Origin of the sequence: Paracidovorax valerianellae, assembly GCF_900102625.1 — a bacterium.
In the GTDB taxonomy this organism is placed as follows: Bacteria; Pseudomonadota; Gammaproteobacteria; order Burkholderiales; family Burkholderiaceae_C; genus Paracidovorax; species Paracidovorax valerianellae.
Window position 1 is genome coordinate 277,265 of the sequence record NZ_FMZC01000003.1, and the last position, 20,812, is coordinate 298,076.

A 20,812-nucleotide genomic window follows, 5' to 3' on the forward strand; every position below is an offset into this window, starting at 1 on the left:
GGGGCGTTGGCGGCTATTTGCCACGCTGGGCCAGGATCTCGGACGGCTGCACGATCTGCCCCGTCTTGTTGGACCAAGCATTCTTGGTGTAGCTCACCACGGCGGCCAGGTCGGTATCGCTCAGCTGTGCCCACGAAGGCATGGCGCCGTTGGCCGCCCCCTTGAGCACGATGTGAATCTGCTGGGTGTGGTCGTCGCTCTTGACGATGGCCGAGCCGTCCAGCGGCTTGATCGGCCCTGCGCCCTTGCCGTTGGCCTGGTGGCAGGCCGCGCAGTTGGCGGCATACACCTTCTCGCCGCGCGGCAGGATGTCCTGCAGCGTCCAGACCTTGTTCGGATCGTCCGCCTTGGCGGCGGCCTTCTTCTTCTCGCCCGCCACCCACTGGGTGTAGTCGGCCGCGGAGACGACCTTGACGTGGATGGGCATGTAGGCGTGTTCCTTGCCGCACAGCTCGGCGCACTGGCCGTAGTAATCGCCCACCTTGTCGGCACGGAACCACGTGTCGCGCACGAACCCGGGGATGGCATCCTGCTTGATACCGAAGGCCGGCACCATGAACGAATGGATCACGTCGTTGGCGGTGGTGATCACGCGCACCTTCTTGCCCACGGGCACGACCAGGGGGTTGTCCACCTTGAGCAGGTAGTCGGCGGGGGCGTTGGCCACGTTGCCGCTGTCAGACATCCGGCGGTGGCTGCTGTCCAGCGTGGAGATGTACGCCAGGCCCTGGCCTTCGCCGGTGATGTAGTCGTAGCCCCACTTCCACTGGTAGCCGGTGACCTTGATGGTCAGATCGGCGTTGGTGGTGTCCTTCTGCGCGACCAGCACCTTGGTGGCGGGCAGCGCCATGAGGATCACGATGACGAAGGGAACGATGGTCCAGATGACCTCGACCGTCACGGACTCATGGAAATTGGCTGGCTTGGCGCCGCGCGATTTGCGGTGCTTCCAGATCGAATAGAACATCACCGCGAACACGGCAATGAAGATCACCGTGCAGATGATGAGCATCATCCAGTGCAGGAACTGCTGCTCCTCGGCGATGCGGGTGACCGGAGGCGCCAGGTTCAATTGGTTGACGGCCGGGCCACCGGGAAGATCCTGCACGGCCTGGGCTGCAGTGCCCACCCATGCACCCGCCATCAGCAGCAAAGAAGCCAGCTTGTTGGAAATGCTCTTCATAGTTCTCACTTCTAAGCCTCAATTAACCAATCCCTGGGCGCCCCCGCGTGGGGTCGGGCGGCGCACAAAGCCATGCGAATTCCAACATCCAGACCGTGCCCGGGCTATGGCGCAATGCCCCGGCCCTCCGCTCGCCTGGGTTCCACATGAACCCGGTTTCATCGAATGCAAAGCACCGGTGGTGCTTCGCTTTTTGTCTCCTGACCCCAGGGCGCACGCGGGTTGGCGCGTGCCCTGCACCGTGCAGCATGCCGTTCCCGTGGCCCGATTGCAAGGCCCGCGGCGACATCAAAGGCACAGCCCCGTACAAACCATGAGGCGGCCTGTAGGCGCTTCCGCCACAGGCGATCTCTCAAAGGGGGCCGCGTGGATTGCGCCGCACGTCCGAAGTTCCGGATCTGCAACAGCAAAGAATTGTAGCGTGCCGTTGATCGGGATCAGGAGCGGCCCCACCCCGGGAAAACACCCTCAAGCTCCCGGTTTTTTGGCCCCTTGCAGCATGGCGCGCATGTCCTGCAGCGATACGGCGCTGCTCTCGCTCACCCGCAGACGGGGTGCGGGTTTGAAGGCATGGCCGTAGACGATCTCGAAGGTCAACGCCAACTGGCCGCCCTGCCGGGGATCGGCCAATCGGTCGGCCAGCGCCTGTTCGAGCCGTTCGCGCCAGCGGCGGCCGCGCAGCGCCGGGAAGCGGTCCGGGTGCAGGTTGCAGCCCAGCTCACGCAACTCTTGCAGCAGCCGCGCGGGTGTGGCGAAGGTCAGCGTGATGTGTTCCATGTCCATGACGGGCTCGGCGAAACCCGCCTGCACCAGCATGTCGCCCCAGTCGTGCATGTCGGTCATCGCATGGCCTGCGGGCGGCCAGCCCAGCTCGGCATAGACCGCGTGCAACTCGCGCACGGTGTCCGGGCCGAAACAGGAGAACATGAGATAGCCGTCCACGGCCAGCGCCCGGTGCCATTGGCCGATCAGCCGCTGCGGATCTGCCGCCATGTGCAGGGCCATGTTGGCCCACACCAGGTTGACGCTGCCATCCGCCGGCAGGCCGAAGCGCGGGGCCCGGCTGCCCCAGCGCGAGGGGCTCCACCAGGGGGCGGCCAGCGCCTGCTCGGCCACGGGCTGCAGCCGCGCGGCGGTTTCTGCGACCTGGCACTGGGCTTGCGGATAGCGTTGGCGCACCAGGGCATGGCCCTGCAGACCGCCGCGCACCGGGTCCCAGTCGCACCAGGCGGCCGGCGCCTGCCGGATCCACTGCAGCCGCTCATCCATGCGCCGCGCGACCTCTTCGTGCAGCCAGGGGGAAACGGCCGGGGCGGCTTCGTGCCAGCGCGCTGCGGCGGCCGGGTCGATGGTGGGGGGAAGGTGCTCTGGCATGGGGGGATGGGAAGGTCGCGGCGAGTATATTGAGTCGATGCTCCACAGGCACCTTGCAGGGATATCGCACTGGATCGGCGCGGCACTGAGCGCCGTGCCCAGCCAGTGCGCCGTCTGCCATGCCTGGCCGGCACGGCGCATCTGCGAAGGCTGCGCCACGCGGTTCGCGCAGCCGCAGCCCCGCTGCCAGACCTGCGCCCTGCTTGTCCCGGCCGGCGTGACGCGTTGCGGGCAATGCGTGCTGGAGCCGCCACCGCTGGATGCCTGCATCGCCGCGGTGGGCTATGGCTACCCCTGGGCGCAGGCCCTGGCCGATTTCAAGTTCCGGGCCGACCCTGGCTGGGCGCCTTCTCTCGCGACGCTGCTGCGCAGCACGCCCTGGGTCGAGCCAGCGATCGAAGCGGCGGACTGCCTGCTGCCCATTCCGCTGTCGCGTGAACGCTTGCAGACGCGTGGCTTCAACCAGGCGGCACTGCTTGCCAGGGCCCTGTCGCCGGCCAAGGCGGACGCTGCCACCTTGCTGCGCACCCGGGCCACCGAAGCCCAGAGCAGCCTGCCGCGCAAGGACCGCCTGCGCAACCTGCGGGGTGCGTTCGCGCTGGAGCCGGCCCGCGCCACCCGCATTGCTGGCCGTCGGATCGTGCTCGTGGATGACGTGATGACCACCGGCGCCACGCTGCATGCCGCCGCCCGCGTGCTGCGGGAAGCAGGCGCCGTGCACATCACCGCACTGGTCGTGGCCCGCACCGACCTCCATTGATCGCTGAAACGCTGCCGTCGATACTTTTATTTACGAGCTTTTTCGCCGCTCCCAGCGGGGATGCCGACAATAGCCGCCATGTTTCATATCGTTCTTGTCGAACCCGAGATCCCGCCCAACACCGGCAATGTGATCCGCCTGGCCGCCAACACCGGGTGCCGGCTGCACCTGATCGAGCCGCTGGGTTTTTCCATGGAAGACCGCCTGATGAAGCGCGCGGGACTCGATTACCACGAGTACGCCGAGGTGCAGCGCCACGCGGGCTGGACCGCTTTTTTGCGCGATGCCGAGCCCGACGCGACCCGCATGTTCGCGATGACCACGCATGCAACGCTCACGGTGTATGAGACCAGCTTCAAGGCGGGCGACTGGCTGGTGTTCGGCGCCGAGACGCGCGGCCTCCCCCCCGAACTGCGGGAATCGTTCCCGCCGGCGCAGCAGCTTCGCCTGCCGATGGTTCCGGGCCAGCGCAGCCTGAATCTTTCCAACGCCGTGGCCGTCACGGTGTACGAAGCCTGGCGGCAAAACAGCTTTCTTTGAAGCGGTGACGCGGCCCGCTGATGGTTAAGGCCTCAGAACTCAAGTCTCCTGCGCCTGCGCCATGGCGGACGGGGCCTGCAGCGCCTCTTCGACCGACTGCTTGGTGTGTGCGCTCATGAAGTCCAGAAATACCCGGGTGCGCGCAGGCATGAACTTGCGGCTGGGAAAAGCCGCGTACAGCGTGAACCGCCCTTCCGTCCAGGGCGCCAGCACCCGCACCAGTTGCCCGCTGCGCAGGTAGGGTGCGGCCAGATCGACCGGCAGCGAGGTCAGGCCCGCACCGTCGAGTGCCGCCCTCAGCAGGGTGTCGATGTGGTTGGCCACGCAGACCGGCTGCACTTCGATGTCCACCGCCTTTTCCTTTTCGGCCTGCCGCGGATCGAAGAGCCGCATCACCCCTGATTTGGTGTCGCTGCGCCGCCGCAGCAGGCATTGATGCCGGACCAGGTCTTCGGGCGACTGCGGCATGCCGTGGCGCTGCAGGTAGGCGGGCGAGGCGCACACCACGCTGTCTGAGCGAACGATCGGCCGGGTGACCACATTGGCGCCGAGCACTGCGTCGTCGCTGAGCAGCGTGATGTCGAAGCTGCCGATGGGCGGCTCCATCGACGAGTCCACATGGATGTCCAGCACCACGCGCGGATGCGCCCGGTGAAACCCCTCCACCAGTGGCGCGAGGATGTGCACCGCCAGCATCGGCGGAGCATGCAGCCGCAATACGCCGGCGATTTCGGAAGTGTGGGCCTGCGCGGCCGCGAAGGCCTCTTCCACGTCGGCCAGGATCGTGCGCACCCGTGCCAGGTAAGCCTCGCCCGCATCGGTCAGCGACACGCGACGAGTAGTGCGCTGCAGCAGCCGTGCACCGATGTGGCTCTCCAGATCGGCGATGAGCCGCGTGACGGCCGCTGCGGACAGATCCATGGCGCGTGCCGCTGCCGCAAAGCCGCCTTCGTCCACCACGGCCTGGAACACGCGCATCGTCAGCAATCTATCCATTTCAGGAATGACGGCATTTCAAGAGCCGCGATTATTTCGATTTCGTTAATTATTCATTGCCCAGAGTGCTGTTTTTCAAAGGGTTAACCCTGCGTACAGTTCAACCCATCGATGAGGAAGCCCTGAAGGCGGACCCACCGAGGCAGGACAAGACCGGCCCCCAACAAGACCAGCCTTGCCCGGAAACACCAACCAATGAAGGACACCATCATGAACTACCGCACTCTCGCTACCGCTGCCGCCATCGCCCTGAGCGCTTTCGCCGCCAACGCCGCCTCCGGCGTGGAAGGCGACGGCTCCAACTACCCCGCTGCCTCGACCGCCACCAGCGGCCTGACCCGCGAAGCCGTGGTGGCCGACCTGGTCGCCGCACGCCAGAACGGCACCCTGCCCCGCGCCGGCGACTGGTATGACGTTCCCGCACCCCTGGCCATCTCCAGCAACGAAACGGTGCTGACCCGCAAGGAAGTGCAAGCCGAAACCGTGGCGGCTGCCAAGTCGAAGCGCAACTTCGGCGGCGACCACTGATCGCTCCCCCGCCTGGCCGGCTCGACCGTGCCATGCAAAAGGCCCGCAGGCTTCTCGCCTGCGGGCCTTTTTCGTTGGGTGCGAGACCCCTGGCGTCTATAGAAAGTGAGCGATGGCTTACGGCGCAGCGCCGTAATTGCGTGCCAGCGACTCGGCCACGCACGCCGGCTTGTCCGCCCCTTCGCGCTCGATGGTGACCAGCCAGGTCATCTGGATGCCGTCCGGCGCCGCCGGCTCGCAGGCCTGCAGCGTGAGCCGCGCCCGCAGGCGGCTGCCCACCGGGACGGGCGATGTGAACCGCACCCGGTTGAGCCCGTAGTTCACACCCATGCGCGCCCCGGCGATGGAAAAGGCCGATTCGAAAAAGCGGGGAATCAGCGACAGCGTGAGAAACCCGTGCGCGATCGGCGCGCCGAACGGCCCCTTCGCAGCCCGCTCGGGATCGACATGGATCCACTGGTGGTCGCCCGTGGCCTCGGCGAACAGGTCGATCTGCGCCTGGGTGATGGTGATCCAGTCGGTCACCGCCACCTCGCTGCCCACGCAAGCCGCCACTTCGGAATACATCTGGAAGGTTTTCATGCGCGCACTTTAGGCCCGGGTGGGCCGCGCGCGTTGTCGGGCGCGCGACAGCGGTGCAGCGCCGTGCCGTGCCGCGCCGTGGCTATAGGCGACCGATTACTGATCGAGCCAGCGGCAGATGCCCTGCCATTGCTCCAGGTCGCGCGCGACCCGGCTGGGCGACACGTCGAAAACCGACAGGCCCTGCGCTGCGAGATGGATGTAGTTCTGCGTATCGCGCAACTGGCCCAGCACCGGAAGGCCCAGGCTTTCGACGAATTCGTTCAGCTTGTCGGCTGCGATGGTGCGGGCATCGACGCGCATGCCGACGATGCCGATCTGCGTGTTGGCGGCATGGCGGCTTTCGGCCAGCTCGTCCAGGAAGCCGCGGATGGCGAAGATGTCGAACACGCTCGCCTGCAGCGGCACGATCACCTTGTCGGCGAGCTTGAGCACCTCTTTCAGCTGCGCGCCGTGCAGGCCCGCTGGCGTGTCGAGCACCGCATGGCTGGACTCTTTGGGTGGGCGGCCGATGGCGTCGGGCTGCACTGGCCAGTCGCCGATGGGGCGCACGGCCGGGGACCGCAGGCCGCGCCACAGCCGGGACGACTGCTGCGGATCGGCATCGCCCAGCACCACGGCGTGGCCCTGGCTGGCGAAGTAACCGGCGATGTTGGTGGAGAGCGTGGATTTGCCCACGCCGCCCTTGGGATTGGCCACTGCGATCACTGGCATACACGGCTCCTCGGTGTCAGAAGTTGGGATGGCGGTGGCGATGGTAGCGCCGCCCGGGGCTGGAATGAAACATGGGCATCAAAAACCCTTCCAGCGCATATTCCACTAGGGCACATAGCTATATTTTTTATAGCACGCATTCGACCATTCTTTTGGCGGTGCATTCAGCCATGCTGGGCGCCGCGCTTGACGAAGAAAAGCCCCGTGCCCACGGCCACCAGCAGGCCGCCGAACACGCGGTTCTGTGCCCGCATGGCGCGAGCGCTGCGCAGCAGGCGGCGCATGGCGCTCGCGCCAGCGGCGTAGCCGTGCATGACGGCCATGTCCACCACCACCATGGTGGCAGCCATGGCGAGCAATTGCGTCCACAGCGGGCGCGCGTCGGTCATGAACTGGGGCAGCACCGCCACCATGAAGATGATGCCCTTGGGATTGGTGGCATTGGTCAGAAAGCCGGTGAGGCAGCGCTTTTGCCAGGGGCCGGCAGGCGCCGCTTCGCCGCCTTGCAGGGGCGAAGCCTCGCCCGAGCGCCACTGGGCGATGCCCACATAGATGAGATAGCACGCCCCGAGGATCTTGACCGCGCTGAAGGCCGTCTCAGAGGCCAGCAGCAGCGAGCCCACGCCCGCCCCGGCGATCACCAGCACCAGCAGCAGCCCCAGTTGCAGGCCCAGGATGGTGGCGCCGGTCTTTCGCACGCCATAGGAGAGCCCGTGGCTCATCGACAGCACGGCGCCGGAGCCCGGCGAGATCGCGATGAGGCAAGCCGCCGCCAGAAAAGCCAGCCAGGTGTGCAGGTCCATGGGTCCACCGAAAAGAAAGAAGATGAAAGGAACGGGAGGCCGCCGATCTTACCGATGCCAGAATGGACGGCCCGCTTGGCGCCAGGACCGTCCATGGACCGGCAGCCTTGCCGCCTCGCCGCCGCCCCGACGTTTTCCCCATCCCTCTTTCGATCCTCCATGGCCCACGCACCCACCTGGCTCACCTACGGTTTTCTTTATCTCGGGGCGGCTGTGCTGGCCGTGCCCATCGCGCGGGCGCTGGGGCTGGGAGCGATCATCGGCTACCTGGCGGCCGGCATCGCCATCGGCCCGTGGGGGCTGGGCCTGGTGAGCAATGTGCAGGACATCCTGCATTTCGCCGAGTTCGGCGTGGTGCTGATGCTGTTCCTGGTGGGACTTGAGCTGCAGCCGAGCCGGCTGTGGAGCCTGCGCCGCCCGATCTTCGGGCTGGGCAGCGCGCAGGTGCTGGGTTGTGCGGCGCTGCTGTGGCTCGCGGCCTGGGCGTGCGGACTGCCCTGGCGCGTGGGGCTGGTGGGCGCGCTGGGGCTGGCGCTGTCGTCCACGGCCATCGCGCTGCAGTCGCTGAACGAACGCAACCTGATGCGCACCGACAGCGGACAGAAGGCGTTCTCGATCCTGCTGTTCCAGGACGTGGCGGCCATTCCCATCCTGGCGCTGCTGCCGCTGCTGGGCGCGGCCGCCGCAGGCGATGCGGCCCCCCACGCCTCGCCCGACCTGCTGCTGGAGGCCGCCAAGATCGTGGGCGTGGTGGGCGGCATCGTGCTGGGCGGGCGGCTGCTGCTGCGCCCGGTGCTGCGCTGGATCGCCAAGAGCAAGACGCCGGAGATCTTCACCGCCGCCGCGCTGCTGCTGGTGGTGGGCATCGCCTGGCTGATGGTGATCGTGGGCCTGTCGATGGCGCTGGGCGCCTTCCTTGCCGGCGTGCTGCTGGCCGACAGCGAATACCGGCGCGAGCTGGAGGCCGATATCGAGCCCTTCAAGGGCCTGCTGCTCGGGCTCTTTTTCATGGCCGTGGGCATGTCCATCGACTTCGGCGTGCTGATGCGCTCTCCGGGGTTGATGGCCCTGGTGCTGCTCGGTTTTCTGGCCATCAAGGGCGTGGTGATCTACGCATTGGCACGGGTGACCGGCACGCCGTACCAGGAGCGCCCCGTGATGACGCTGCTGCTGGCGCAGGGCGGCGAGTTCGCGTTCGTCGTGTTTCAGGCGGCGTCGACGGCAGGCGCGATACCGGCCGCCACCGCGTCGCTGCTGATCGGCGCCGTGGCGCTGTCGATGCTGCTGTCGCCGCTGCTGCTGGTGTTGCTGGACCGCGTGCTGCTGCGCCGCTATGCGCGGCTCAAGACCGATGTGCCGGCGGCGGCCAAGATCTCAGAGCCGCAGGAGGCGCCCGTCATCATCGCGGGCTTCGGGCGCTACGGGCAGATCGTCGCGCGCACCATGCTGCTGCAAGCCGTGCCGACCACCGTGCTGGACCACAGCGTGGAGATGCTGGAGGTGGCCCACACCTTCGGCTACCGCGTGTTCTACGGCGACGCCACGCGGCTGGAGCTACTGCGCATTGCGGGAGCTGCACAGGCCCGCATCCTCGTCATCGCGGTGGACGACGCGAGCCAGTCCATTAAGATCGCCGCGTTGGCGCGCGCTCACTTTCCACATCTGAAAATCGTGGCCCGAGCCCGCAACGTGAGCCATTGGAACTCGCTGCGCGATCTGGGCGTGGAGCATGTCGAACGCGAGTTATTCGAGTCCAGCCTGAAGACCGCCCGCACGGTGCTGGAACTCATGGGCCTGCCGGCGCAAGACGCTCTGCGCGTGGCGGACCGGTTCCGCGAACACAACATCGACCTGGCCAACCGCATGTACCCGCACCACAAAAACCACGAGAAGTTCATCGCCGTTGCGCGGCAAGGCCGCCAGCAGCTGGTGGAACAGATGGCCAAGGAGCGGCAGGAAGCCGCATCCGCTGCGGCGGATGCGGAAACCATGGCGGACGCCGCAGGCCATGCCCCGCCCGCGCAGCGCACCGGCCTGCCGCCGGGCAGCGCCTGACGTTTTTTCAACCGGCGGCCGCGGTCCGCGCCGCGACCGCCGGCCCATCCCCCAAGACCCGTTTGCGAAAGGACACACGACCCCATGCGCCGTTTCGAAATGATCGAAGGAAACTCCAGCAAATTCTGGGAGATCGAGCCCTCCGGCTCCGACCTGAACATCCGGTGGGGCCGCATCGGCACGGCCGGCCAGAGCCAGACCAAATCGTTCGCCGACGCCGCAAAGGCGTCGGCGGCGCTGACCAAGCTGGTCACCGAGAAAACGAACAAGGGCTACAGCGAAGTCGGCGTGGCCCCGGGCGCTGCCATCGGCGCCTCGCCGGCGCCCGCCGCCAAGGCGGCCGCGCCCCAGGCCGTTTCCAGACAGGCGGCTGCGGACGGTGCCGAGCCCTCCATTGCCGCCAGCGCTCCTGCACCGGTTCCCGCCCCGGCGGAAAGCCTGGACGCGCAGTGCGATCGTGTTTTCGCAGCCTTCTGCACGCAATTGGCCGAGGGTGCGATGAAGGTAGAAGACGTGTTCTCGGCCGCGGTGCTCAAGCGCCAGCACGGCGTGAGCGACCAGGGCGCCTCGATGGCATTCGAGCGCCTGAAATCCGAAGGCCTGCTGACGGGCTGGGGCACGACCGCGCAGGTCGGCAAGCGCGCGCCAGCCCTCGCCCAGGCCCTGCTCGCCGAAGCGGCGGCTGTGGCCGCGACCACGCCGCCAGCAGCAGCGACCACCGATGCCCCGGCCGGTGATGGCGGGCCCGGCGCGGTGCCGCCCTGGCTGGCCCAGGGCGACCCTGTGCGCCTGACGCCCCAGATGGAGCGCGAGACCTACGCCTCGCGCCGTTTCCCCCAGGAAACAAAAGCCGTTGCGCTGCCCCAGGCATGGAAGCGCGTGCGCAGCAGCTGCAACTTCCTGATCGATTTGGCGAGCACCGACGCCCCCCTGCGCGATCCGCTGCAGCGCACCATCGACCGCCTCAACCTGCACACGGTCGATGCCGATGCGGAGGCCGACACGGCGCTGCTCGCGCTGGCCTTGGCCAGTTCGGGCTACTACGGCGAGAACGACCCGGCCGACGCCATCGCGGACTACCTCGTGGCGCAGTACGGACTGCCGGGGGCCGTCGACCTCCTGATGGCATCGCAGCGCCTGGAGACGACCAACGATTACGACTCGACGATCAAGAAGCGCCGTGCGCACCTGTCCGCCACCGTCACCCGCCCGATGAGCAACGGATGGCGCGGGCCGTTGGGTGAGGGCGAAGAGGCCTTCCGCCGCTATCTCGCGGCCGCGCCACAGGCCGAGTGGGAGACCTGTGCGGACCGCATCGAGGCCGCCCTGCCTTCTCTGCATCCGAGCCGGCAGCCGGCGATGGCGCTGCTGCTGCCCGACCGGCCTGCGGTTTCCGACGCGCTGGCGCATCGGCTCGCCGCCGAGAAGGACGTGCCCGAAACCCTGCACTGGCTGCTGCTCACAGCCACGGACCCCACCGCGCTCGCGCTGGCCGCGAAGACGCGCCTGGGCTACTCCGAGGGCTTCTGGGGCAACAGGCGCATGGTGGCGACGGCCGTGCGCGAACGCGGCACCGGTGCGGTGGCGGTGCTGGAACGCGGGGCCGACGAGGAGGCCGCCGGCGAAGCGCTGGCCGCCCTCGGCACTCCCGAGGCCGTGCATGCGTTGGCCAAGGCCGCCAGCGGCTCCAAGGGCGCTCTGGCGCGCCTGTCCCTGGCGGCGGACCGCTGGCCGCTCGCGGCGATCGCGGCCCTCTCGCGGTTGGTGGCCGCGGATGGAAAGGACGCAGGCCTGCTCACGCCCATGCTCTCGCGCCTGCTGCGTGCGCACGGGCAGAGCGTGCCGCTGCTGCGCCCCTGGCTGGATGCCGCCGCGCAGGCTGCCGTGGACCGGCAACTGGCTCTCCTCACCGGCCCGGCCGAGGTGGCCGCCCGCGAAGAATTGCCGGCCGTTCTCGCCGATCCGCCCTGGCTCGCGAAGACCGCGCGCAAGACCGCGGCGGTGCTGTCGATCGAGCCGCTGCCGCTGGCCCCCGTCGAGGAATGGGCGCCCGGCGAACGCGAAGAGGCGCAGCGTCTCAACTCGTGGCAGCTCAGCCGCTTTGCGAAGGCGGCGCAGGACGTGGCGGAGATGGTGGATCTGCTGGGCTTCGACACGACCAAGAAAAAAAAGCTCAGTACGCACGGCGAAGAGGCCGCTCGCGCCATCCGGGCGGGAGACGCCGATGCGCTCATCGCGGCATGGCGCGCCATGCTGGCCGAGCGCAAGCGCGAGCGCTACTACTGGTATTCCTTCGACTGCGTGGCCGTGGCCACGCTGCCTCCAGCGCTCGCCGCGCCGTTCTGGAATGCCGTGGCGGGCGAGGCCGAGGGCTACGGCGTGGGCCATGCCATCGCCAAGCTGGGCCTGCCCGCGCTGCCGGCGCTCGCCGCCATGGTGCGCGCGAAGCCGGCCGAAAACCTGGCCTGGGCGATGCACTACGGTGCTGTGGAGATCGCACCCACGGCCGCGCGCGCGTTCGCCAAGCTCAAGACCGCGCGCGACGCTGGCCGCGCCTGGCTGCTGAAATACCCCGAGCACGCAGCCTGTGCGCTCATCGCTCCGGCCCTGGGCAAAGCGGGCGAGGCGCGCGACTGCGCGGGCGCCGCCCTGCGGCTGCTGCATGCGCAGGGCAACGGGGCACTTCTGATGGAGGTGGCAGGCCGCTACGGTGACGATGCGGTCCTGCAGGTGCTGAACACCGTGCTCGACGAAAGCCCGCTGGACCGCTTCCCGACCAAGCGCGCCAAATTGCCCGATTTCTGGCAGCCGCGCGGCTGGCGCCGCCCAGTGCTGCAAGACGGTCCGGGGCGCGGCAAGGCACTGCCCGACGAAGCGCTCGACGCGCTCGGCCAGATGCTGACCTTCCCCACGAGCGAGGAGGTGTATGCCGGCATCGCGGTGGTGCGCGAGGCCTGCACGCCCGATTCGCTGGCCGACTTTGCATGGGATGCATTCGGCGCCTGGCTCGAAGCAGGCGGCCCGTCCAAGGAGGGTTGGGCGCTGACCGCGCTGGGCCTGCTGGGCACCGACGACACCGCCCGCCGGCTCACGCCCTTCATCCGCGCCTGGCCCGGCGAGTCGGCCCATGCGCGCGCCGTCACGGGGCTGGACGTGCTCGCGCAGATCGGGACCGACGTCGCGCTGATGCTGCTCAACGGCATCGCACAGAAGATCAAGTTCAAGGGCTTGCAGGACAAGGCACGCGAGAAGATCGCCGCCATCGCCGAGGCGCGTGGCCTGAGCCCCGAGGAGCTGGAGGACCGCCTCGCGCCCGACCTGGGCCTGGACGCGCAGGGCACGCTGCGGCTCGACTTCGGTCCGAGGGCCTTCAAGGTGGGCTTCGACGAGACGCTCAAACCCTATGTGCGCGAGGTCTCGGTGGACGGCAGCGACGGCGCGCGCCTGCCGGACCTGCCCAAGCCGAAGAAGACCGACGACCCCGCCCTCTCGGCGGAGGCCGTGGAGCGTTTCAAGCTGCTCAAGAAGGACGCGCGCACCATCGCCAGCCAGCAGTTGCTGCGCCTGGAAGTGGCCATGTGCGCGCGCCGGCGCTGGACGCCGGAGGTGTTCCGTGCCTTCCTCGCCGGCCACCCGCTCGTGCGCCACATCGTGCAGCGCCTGGTTTGGGGCGTGTACGAGGTGGAAGATGGCGGCAGCTACGGCGGCCGGCTCACGGCCTGTTTTCGCGTGGCGGAAGACGGCAGCGCCACCACGGCCGAGGACGATGCGTTCGATATCCCGGAGGGCACGCAGGTGCGCATCGGCGTTCCGCATGCGCTGGAGCTGTCGCCCGAGGACGCCGCGGCCTTCGGCCAGATCTTCGCGGACTACGAACTGCTGCAGCCATTCCCGCAGATCGGCCGCGACACCTACACGCTGACCGAGGCGGAGAAGGCGGACATCAAGCTCTCGCGCTGGACCAAGGCCAAGGTGCCCACGGGCCGCGTGCTGGGCCTGGTCAACAAGGGCTGGCGCCGCGGGCAGGCGCAGGACGGCGGCGGCATCTGGTACTTCACCAAGCCGCTGGGTGCCGCCCACGTGATCGAGTTGCACCTGGACCCCGGCATCATCGTGGGCATGGTGGACGAATACCCCGAGCAGGAGCTGGGCGAAGTGCAGGTGGGCAAGCCTTCCGCCTGGGGCGAACTGCAGAATGCCGAGCCCATCGGCCGCCTGGACGCCATCTCCGCCAGCGAGCTGATCCGCGACCTGGAGGGACTTCGCGCCTGACCGGCCATCGCTGGCTGCCCCTCGCTTTTCCTGCACCTGACCGACCGCACCATGGCCACCTCCCGCAAAACAACATCTCCCGGCGAAGCCGCAACCACGGGTGTCCCGCTGCAGCGGCCGCCTTCCGAAATCCTCCATGCCGCGGAGCTGGAGCGCCTGCGCGCACAGGACGCCGACCCGCGCCCGCCCGGCTGGTCGCTGGGCCTGCGCGCCGCGCGGGCCTTCATCCTGGGCGATGCGGCGCTGGGCATCGCGCCCAAGATCGTTGCGCCCGTGGCAAGCATCGAGCGCATGCTGGTCACCCTGGCCACCGGCCGCGGGCTGATGCTTGTGGGCGAGCCCGGCACGGCCAAGTCGCTGCTGTCGGAACTGCTCGCCGCGGCCGTCTCGGGCGTCTCCACGCTGACCATCCAGGGCGGCGCCTCGACCACCGAGGACCAGATCAAGTACGGCTGGAACTACGCCCTGCTCATCAACGAAGGCCCCAGCCCGCGCGCGCTCGTGCCTGCACCGCTTTACCAAGGCATGCAGCAGGGCCGCGTCGTGCGGTTCGAGGAGATCACGCGCGCGCCGCTGGAGGTGCAGGACTGCCTGCTCGGCATGCTCTCCGACCGCGTGATGGCGGTGCCCGAGCTGGCGGGCGAACACGCCATGCTCTACGCCCGCGAGGGCTTCAACATCATCGCCACGGCCAACACGCGGGACCGCGGCGTGAACGAGATGAGCGCCGCGCTCAAGCGCCGGTTCGACTTCGAGACCGTCTTTCCGATCCTCGACTTCGAGCGAGAGCTGTCGCTCGTGCAGGATGCGAGCGCGCGGCTGCTCGCGCAGAGCGGCATTCCGCACGCCGTGCCGGAGCCCGTGCTGGAGCTGCTCGTGTCCACCTTTCGAGACCTGCGCGGTGCACCGGCCGAGGGCAAGCGGGGGGCGCCGCCCGATGCGGCCATGGACCGCCTCAGCGCCGTGATGTCCACCGCCGAGGCCGTGAACGTGGCCCACGCAGTGGGAGTGCGCGCCTGGTTCCTGGAGCGGCGCGAGGGCTCGCCCGCCGACCTCGTGGACTGCATCGCCGGCACCATCGTCAAGGACAACGCCGACGACCGCGCCAAGCTGCGCCGCTATTTCGAGCAAAAGGCCGCCAAGCGCACGGGCGGGCACTGGCGCGCGTACTACGAAGCGCGCCACCGGCTGCCGTGAAGGCCGGCACGGCGCCGCACGCCGACCCCGTCATCGTTGGCGTGCGCCACCACAGCCCCGCCTGTGCACGGCTGGTGGCAGCGCGCATCCGGGCGCTGCGGCCCGCGTTCGTACTGATCGAGGGGCCCGCGGACTTCAACGACCGGCTGGACGAGCTCTACCTGCCACACCGCCTGCCGGTCGCGATCTACAGCTACCTTGCGCGCGGCGATACGCACCGCGGATCGTGGACGCCCTTCGCCGATCACTCGCCCGAATGGCAGGCGCTGCAGGCCGGGCGGGAAGCCGGCGCGCAGGTGCGCTTCATCGACCTTCCCGCCTGGCACGACGCATTCGCCCATCTCGAGAACCGCTACGCCGATGCGGCCGATGCCGAGCACCAGGCGCGGGCCGAGGCCTACGAACGCGCGCTGGCGGAGAAGCTTGCGGTGCAGGGCCGCGACGCACTCTGGGACCACCTTTTTGAAGACGCAGGACCGGCGGATGCGCAGGCCGGCGATGGCCTGGCGCTGCGCCTGTCCACGTACTTCGGCCACCTGCGCGGTGAGGAGGAAACGGGCTCGCTCGGCAACCAGGCGCGCGAACAGATGATGGCGCGCTGGATCGCCTGGGCCATGGCGCAGGACCGCGGCACGGTGCTGGTGGTGTGCGGCGGCTACCACGCACCCGCGCTCGCGCGGCTCTGGCGCGGAATGCCCACCGACGAGCCGGAGACGCCGCAGCCCGGAGAAGACGTCGAAGGCACTATAAAAAATATAGCAATCGACCCAAACAACACTAGGGCACAGACGCGATTTGGCTCTTACATCGTGCCCTATACCTTCCGGCGGCTCGATGCCTTTGCGGGCTATGCGTCGGGCATGCCGTCGCCGCAGTACTACCAGTGGCTATGGGAGCACGGGGCCGAGGGCGCGGCCCGCGAGGTGCTGCGCGGCGTGATGCAGCGCCTGCGCGAGCGCAAGCTGAGCGCTTCCACCGCCGACCTGATGGCCGTGCATGCGCGCGCGCTCGGGCTGGCGCGTCTGCGGGGGCACCACCAGCCGCTGCGCTCGGACTGGCTCGACGCGCTCGCGGGCGCCTTGGTGAAGGAGGCGCTCGACGCCCCCCTGCCCTGGACCTACCGGGGCCCGCTGCGCGCTGGCACCGACCCGGTGCTGGTGCAGGCGATGGACGTGCTGGCCGGCGACACGGCGGGCCGCCTCGCACCGGGCACGCCACAGCCACCGCTGGTCGCGGCCGTGCGGGCCGAGCTGGCCGCCCAAGGCCTGCCGATGCGCGGCACCGTCACGCTCGACCTGCTGCAGGAAGGCGATCGCGCCCGCAGCCGCGTGCTGCACCGACTGGCCTTGCTGCAGTTGCCGGGCGTGGTGCGCACGCGCGGCCCGGCGATGGCGCTGTCGGGCGAACGCGGCGAGGCCTGGAGCCTCAGCGAACCGCTGGAGCAGCAGGCCGCGCTCATCGAGGCGGGCGCCTGGGGCGCGACGCTGGAAGATGCCGCACGGGCGCGCCTGGAAGACAGCCTGCGACAGGCACGCGGGCGCATCGGGCCGCTGGCTGAGGGCCTGAACAGCGCGGCCTGGGCCGGCCTCGCGAACCTGAGCGACGGGCTGCTGCGGGACATCGGCGAGGCCATCACGCAGGAAGCGCGTTTCGAGGCGCTGGCCCCCGCGCTGGGGCTGCTGCACACGCTGCTGCGCCATGGGCAAATGCTCGGCATGGCCGGTGCACCCGTGCTGCGCGTGGCGGTGGAGGCCGGCTTCGACCGTGCGCTCTGGCTTCTTGAAGCCCCCGCCGCAGTGGCCACCGCGGACACCGAAGACCATCTGCGCGGCCACCTCGCGCTGCACCGCATCGTCGCCGACACGCTGGCCGACCTGAACGACGGCGTGCCCGATCCGCTCGCACTGGAACCCGCGCGCGCCCTCGCGGTGTGGCAGCGCAAGGCGGCCGACCCGCAGGCCGCACCGGTCAGCCGCGGCGCGGCGCTCGGCGCGGTGCTGGCGCTGTCGGGCCGCCTGGGCGGTGGCTCGGAAGGCGACGACGCCATCGCACCCGAGGCCGGCGTGGCGGAGGCCATGGGCCTGCTCGCCACAATGACCGCCGCCACGCTGGGCGACGCCCTCGCCGGTCTTTTGGCGCTGGCGCGCGAGGCGCTCGCCACCGAACCCGCCTTCGCCACCGGCATGGACCGCCGCATCCAGGCGCTCGACGACGACGACTTCGTGCTGGCCCTGCCAGCGTTGCGGGCCGCCTTCGCCTGGCTGCCGCCGCGCGAGCGGGGCCAACTCGCCGGGCAGGTGCTGTCGCTGCACGGCGCGCGGCACCTGCCGCGCAGCGCCCTCATGGCCGCAACCCCGGGCGCACTGCCCCCCGAAGCGATGGCCCGCGCCCGCGCCGGCGAGGCCGCAGCCGCGGCGCGGCTGGCCGCCTGGGGCATTGCCACCGGTACCGGAGCCCTTTCATGACACGGCTGACCATTCCCGACCCACTGCAGCGCTGGCGCCTTCTGCTCGGCGAGCCGGCGGAACCCGCGTGCGGCGCGCTCCGCGACGCTGCGCAGGCGGCCGATGCAGCCCTCGAATGGCTCTACGGCCGCGACAGCGATCGCGCCGAACGCGGCGAGCGCGGCGCGGGCCTGGGGCCGTCGGCGCTCAGCACGCCGGACTGGATCAACACCATCCACACACTCTTTCCCAAAGAAGTGATCGAGCGCCTGGAACGCGATGCGGTGGAGCGCTACGGCATCGACGAAGTGGTGACCAATCTGGAGGTGCTGGAGCGCATCGAGCCGTCCGAGTCGCTGCTGCGCGCGGTGCTGCACACCAAGCACCTCATGAACCCGCAGGTGCTGGCCGCTGCCCGCCGGCTCGTGGCCGAAGTGGTGCGACGCATCATGGAAAAGCTCGCCACGGAGGTGCGCCAGGCGTTCAGCGGCAGCCGCGACCGGCGCCGCCGCTCGCGCATGAAAGTGGCGCGCAACTTCGACTTCCGGAGCACCCTGCAGGCCAATCTGCAGCGCTGGGACCCCGCCAGCGGCAAGCTTTATGTGGAGCGGCCGGTCTTCATCAGCCGCACGCGCCGGCACGCGGAACCGTGGGACATCGTGCTGCTCATCGACCAGAGCGGGTCGATGGTGGACTCCGTCATCCACAGCGCGGTGATGGCCGCGTGCCTTTGGCAGTTGCCGGGCATGCGCACGCGGCTGGTGGCCTTCGATACGAAGGTGGTGGACCTCACGGCCGATGTTTCCGACCCGGTGGAACTGCTCATGAAAGTCCAGCTTGGCGGCGGCACCGACATTGGCCGGGCCGTGGCCTATGCGCAATCGCTCGTCGCCAACCCGGCCCGCACCATCGTCGTGCTGGTGAGCGATTTCTACGAAGGTGGCGACCCCGGAGAACTCGTGCGCCGCGTGAAGGCGCTAACCAGTTCGGGCGCTAAGGTGCTGGGCCTGGCGGCGCTCGACGCGCAGGCTGAACCCGCCTACGACCGGGAGATGGCAGCGCGCCTCGTGAAAGAAGGCGCGCAGGTCGGCGCCATGACCCCGGGCCAGCTCGCGGGCTGGCTGGCCGAGAAGGTGCAGGCATGAACGCGCCGCTGCGGGCCGACCTGCTCGAACTCACTCCGCAGGCGCTGACTACGCTGGCCAACGCGGGCTTCGTCAAGCGCGCGCAGAAGGACGTGGCGGCCAACGCACTGCCACGTCTGGAGACCGAACCCGACGGCACCGTGCGCGCGGAATTCGACGACGGCGCGCGCACGCATCTGCCGCCAGGCCGCACGCTGCGCGATGCCGCATGCACCTGCGCCGCGAGCGGCATGTGCCGCCACCGCGTGATGCTGGTGCTGGCCTATCAACAACTGAACGGCACGGCAAGCGCCCCTGCGATCGATGCGTCCACGGCCGAAGCGCCGCCTGCGGAACCGGGCGGCGCCTGGAGCCCCGCGCATTTCGATGATGCAGCGGTGGCGGCCAGCGTGGCGCCCTCGGTGCTGGAGCAGGCCGCGCGGCTGGCGGCCTCGCGCCCCGTGGTGGCGGTGCAGCCGTGGCAGGGTCCCGCCGCGCCGCCCACCGCCCGGTTGCCGATGTGCACCGTGCGGTTCTTCTCGCGCAGCTCGCTCGTGCATGCGCGCTGCGACTGCCAGCAGGGCAGCGGCTGCGCGCATGTCGTGGTGGCGCTGTGGGCTTTTCGCGCTGCAGGCGATCTGCCCGCAGGCAGCGAAGAAGCCATGGTGGAAGTGCCGCCGCGCGCGGCCCCGGCCCAGCACGGTGCCGGCACCGATGCCGACAGCGGCGCGGCAGCGGCACCCGCACGCCTGCAGTCCCCCGAGGCGCTGCGCCTGCGCGAGGCACTCGATGCGGTGCTGCTGTCGCTGTGGCTCGACGGATCGGCCCAACCCACGATGGCCCTTGCCGCGCGCTTCGAGGCCTTGCGGGCCCAGGCGCAGGCCCTGGGCTGGCGCTGGGTGGACGATGGCATCGCAGAGCTGTGGCTGCTGCTGCAATCGCTGCAGGCCCGCAGCAGCCGGCACGACCCGCTGCGCCTGCTGGCCGTGGCGGCCGAGCTGTGGGCGCGCCCGCGTGCCGCAGCCCATGCCGAGGCCGCAGCCGCGGACACGACGGGGGCCGCACGCCCCGCGCTGCATGCCAGCCAGATCCTGGGCGTGGGCGTGAAAGGCGAGGTCGCGCTGGACCACATCAAGCTCGTCTCGCTGGGCGCCGCGCTCTGGTCTGACGCAGCCGCCGAAGGCGCCAACGTGCTCTTTGCCGATCCGGACACGCAGACCCTGACGGTGCTGGAACGCCAATGGCCGCGCGGCGAAGGCGCCAGCGGCCCCGTGCAGGCCCTCGCCGGACGGCGCGTGGCGGGGTTTCCGCTGCGGCAGATCGCAGCGGGGCAGGTCATCACCAAGACCGCTACGCGCCGCGCCAACGGCCTCATCGAAATCACCGCCGGGGCGCGCCAGACCGGCGTGATGCCGCTCTCGCCCGCGGCCTGGGACGAGCTGGCCCCGCCCCTGCGCCAAACCAGTGTGCAAGCGCTGCGCGATCGTCTGCGCGCGGCGCTTCCCGATTTCGTGCAGCCGCGTCAGGCCGCCACCGGCGCGGCCAGCGGGGCGTCGGGCGCGCTGCATGTGGTGGCGCTGGAAGGCGGCATGCAGGTGCAGGGCTTCGAGTGGGATGCGGCCGCGCAGGTGCTGCATGCGCGCATCGCGGACGCCCAGCAGGAAGACGCCGGCCCTCTCCTGCACCTCGCGCTGCCGCACCGTGCGGCCGCGCCGGGCGCCGTGGACGCGCTGGCCCGCGCGCTGGCTGGCGAATGGGGGCCGCTGCGCGCGGTGGCTGGGCCGGTGGCGCTGCGCGGTGGCGAGGCAGTCATGCAGCCGCTGGCCCTGCTCACCCATCAGCGCGCCGTGGTCCCGCAGATCGAGCCGCCATCCGCCCAGCCGCTGGGGCTGCGCACCGCCGCCGATGCGCCCACACCCCTGCAGGCCCTGCTCGACGAAACCCTGCAATCGCTCGCCCAGTGGCTGCGCCAGGGACTGCGCCACCAGCCAGGCGGGCTGGACGCGCGCGCGCAGTCTCAGGCCCGGCAGCTGCGGCAAGGCGGCCTGGACCGCGGCGCCGCGCTGCTCGAAAGCCTGGGCGGGCACCTGCGGTCGGCCGACCGCGCACCGCTGCTGGCAGCGCTCTCCACTCTGGCACTGCTGTTGCAGGCACAGGGCGGTTAAGGGCGGCTAGGGCGGCCGCGAGACTGCGCGCGCCCCCTTTAAGCGGGTGCAGGCACGTCGGGCGCACGCACGCCG

The 20,812-nt window shown here is 69.8% G+C and carries 15 protein-coding genes; 9 read left to right on the forward strand and 6 right to left on the reverse strand.

Annotation, left to right across the window (positions count from 1 at the left end):
- Window positions 1–13: 13 nt before the first annotated feature.
- Both coxB and BLT03_RS06635 read right to left on the reverse strand, forming a co-directional pair.
- Window positions 14–1,183, reverse strand: coding sequence for a cytochrome c oxidase subunit II (gene coxB / locus BLT03_RS06630; protein ID WP_092741547.1), 1,170 nt, complete (start codon window positions 1,181–1,183; stop codon window positions 14–16).
- Window positions 1,184–1,651: 468 nt separating this feature from the next.
- On the reverse strand, window positions 1,652–2,557 hold the full coding sequence (locus tag BLT03_RS06635; RefSeq protein ID WP_092741549.1) for a methyltransferase domain-containing protein: 906 nt from the start codon (window positions 2,555–2,557) through the stop codon (window positions 1,652–1,654).
- 37 nt (window positions 2,558–2,594) lie between these two features.
- Between BLT03_RS06635 and BLT03_RS06640 the strand changes: the two genes are divergently transcribed.
- Window positions 2,595–3,317 (forward strand): ComF family protein, encoded by a 723-nt coding sequence (locus tag BLT03_RS06640; protein ID WP_092741551.1) that lies wholly within the window; start codon window positions 2,595–2,597, stop codon window positions 3,315–3,317.
- Between the two features lie 78 nt (window positions 3,318–3,395).
- The gene (gene trmL / locus BLT03_RS06645) at window positions 3,396–3,857 is read left to right on the forward strand and encodes a tRNA (uridine(34)/cytosine(34)/5-carboxymethylaminomethyluridine(34)-2'-O)-methyltransferase TrmL (RefSeq protein ID WP_092741553.1); all 462 of its coding nucleotides are present in this window, start codon (window positions 3,396–3,398) and stop codon (window positions 3,855–3,857) included.
- Between the two features lie 39 nt (window positions 3,858–3,896).
- Here the strand turns inward: trmL and BLT03_RS06650 are convergent, their stop codons facing one another.
- Window positions 3,897–4,853 carry a LysR family transcriptional regulator gene (locus BLT03_RS06650; protein WP_092741555.1) on the reverse strand — a complete coding sequence of 319 codons (957 nt, stop codon included), beginning with the start codon at window positions 4,851–4,853 and terminating at the stop codon, window positions 3,897–3,899.
- A 210-nt stretch (window positions 4,854–5,063) separates the two neighbouring features.
- Between BLT03_RS06650 and BLT03_RS06655 the strand changes: the two genes are divergently transcribed.
- Window positions 5,064–5,381 (forward strand): DUF4148 domain-containing protein, encoded by a 318-nt coding sequence (locus BLT03_RS06655; protein WP_092742009.1) that lies wholly within the window; start codon window positions 5,064–5,066, stop codon window positions 5,379–5,381.
- A 117-nt stretch (window positions 5,382–5,498) separates the two neighbouring features.
- On the opposite strand, the gene BLT03_RS06660 is transcribed toward BLT03_RS06655, so the two are convergent.
- The 3 genes from BLT03_RS06660 to BLT03_RS06670 all read right to left on the reverse strand — a co-directional run bounded on the left by BLT03_RS06660 (window position 5,499) and on the right by BLT03_RS06670 (window position 7,480).
- Window positions 5,499–5,963: a MaoC family dehydratase gene (locus BLT03_RS06660; protein WP_092741557.1), complete on the reverse strand. Its 465-nt coding sequence runs from the start codon at window positions 5,961–5,963 to the stop codon at window positions 5,499–5,501.
- A gap of 96 nt (window positions 5,964–6,059) precedes the next feature.
- Window positions 6,060–6,677 carry a nucleotide-binding protein gene (locus tag BLT03_RS06665; protein ID WP_092741559.1) on the reverse strand — a complete coding sequence of 206 codons (618 nt, stop codon included), beginning with the start codon at window positions 6,675–6,677 and terminating at the stop codon, window positions 6,060–6,062.
- 164 nt (window positions 6,678–6,841) lie between these two features.
- The gene (locus tag BLT03_RS06670; RefSeq protein ID WP_092741561.1) at window positions 6,842–7,480 is read right to left on the reverse strand and encodes a LysE family transporter; all 639 of its coding nucleotides are present in this window, start codon (window positions 7,478–7,480) and stop codon (window positions 6,842–6,844) included.
- Window positions 7,481–7,639: 159 nt separating this feature from the next.
- Here BLT03_RS06670 and kefC point away from each other — a divergent pair, with 159 nt between their 5' ends.
- The 6 genes from kefC to BLT03_RS06700 all read left to right on the forward strand — a co-directional run bounded on the left by kefC (window position 7,640) and on the right by BLT03_RS06700 (window position 20,737).
- Complete coding sequence (kefC, locus tag BLT03_RS06675; protein ID WP_092741563.1) at window positions 7,640–9,535, forward strand: glutathione-regulated potassium-efflux system protein KefC; 1,896 nt, start codon at window positions 7,640–7,642, stop codon at window positions 9,533–9,535.
- Between the two features lie 84 nt (window positions 9,536–9,619).
- Window positions 9,620–13,807 (forward strand): DUF4132 domain-containing protein, encoded by a 4,188-nt coding sequence (locus tag BLT03_RS06680; RefSeq protein ID WP_092741565.1) that lies wholly within the window; start codon window positions 9,620–9,622, stop codon window positions 13,805–13,807.
- A 51-nt stretch (window positions 13,808–13,858) separates the two neighbouring features.
- The gene (locus tag BLT03_RS06685) at window positions 13,859–15,004 is read left to right on the forward strand and encodes an ATP-binding protein (protein WP_092741567.1); all 1,146 of its coding nucleotides are present in this window, start codon (window positions 13,859–13,861) and stop codon (window positions 15,002–15,004) included.
- The gene (locus BLT03_RS06690; protein ID WP_092741569.1) at window positions 15,001–17,469 is read left to right on the forward strand and encodes a DUF5682 family protein; all 2,469 of its coding nucleotides are present in this window, start codon (window positions 15,001–15,003) and stop codon (window positions 17,467–17,469) included. Before BLT03_RS06685 ends, BLT03_RS06690 begins: the two co-directional genes overlap by 4 nt.
- Window positions 17,466–18,593 carry a vWA domain-containing protein gene (locus BLT03_RS06695; RefSeq protein WP_092741571.1) on the forward strand — a complete coding sequence of 376 codons (1,128 nt, stop codon included), beginning with the start codon at window positions 17,466–17,468 and terminating at the stop codon, window positions 18,591–18,593. The genes BLT03_RS06690 and BLT03_RS06695 overlap by 4 nt, the downstream gene beginning before the upstream one ends.
- Window positions 18,590–20,737 (forward strand): YehQ family protein, encoded by a 2,148-nt coding sequence (locus BLT03_RS06700; protein ID WP_092741573.1) that lies wholly within the window; start codon window positions 18,590–18,592, stop codon window positions 20,735–20,737. Before BLT03_RS06695 ends, BLT03_RS06700 begins: the two co-directional genes overlap by 4 nt.
- The last annotated feature ends 75 nt before the right edge of the window (window positions 20,738–20,812 follow it).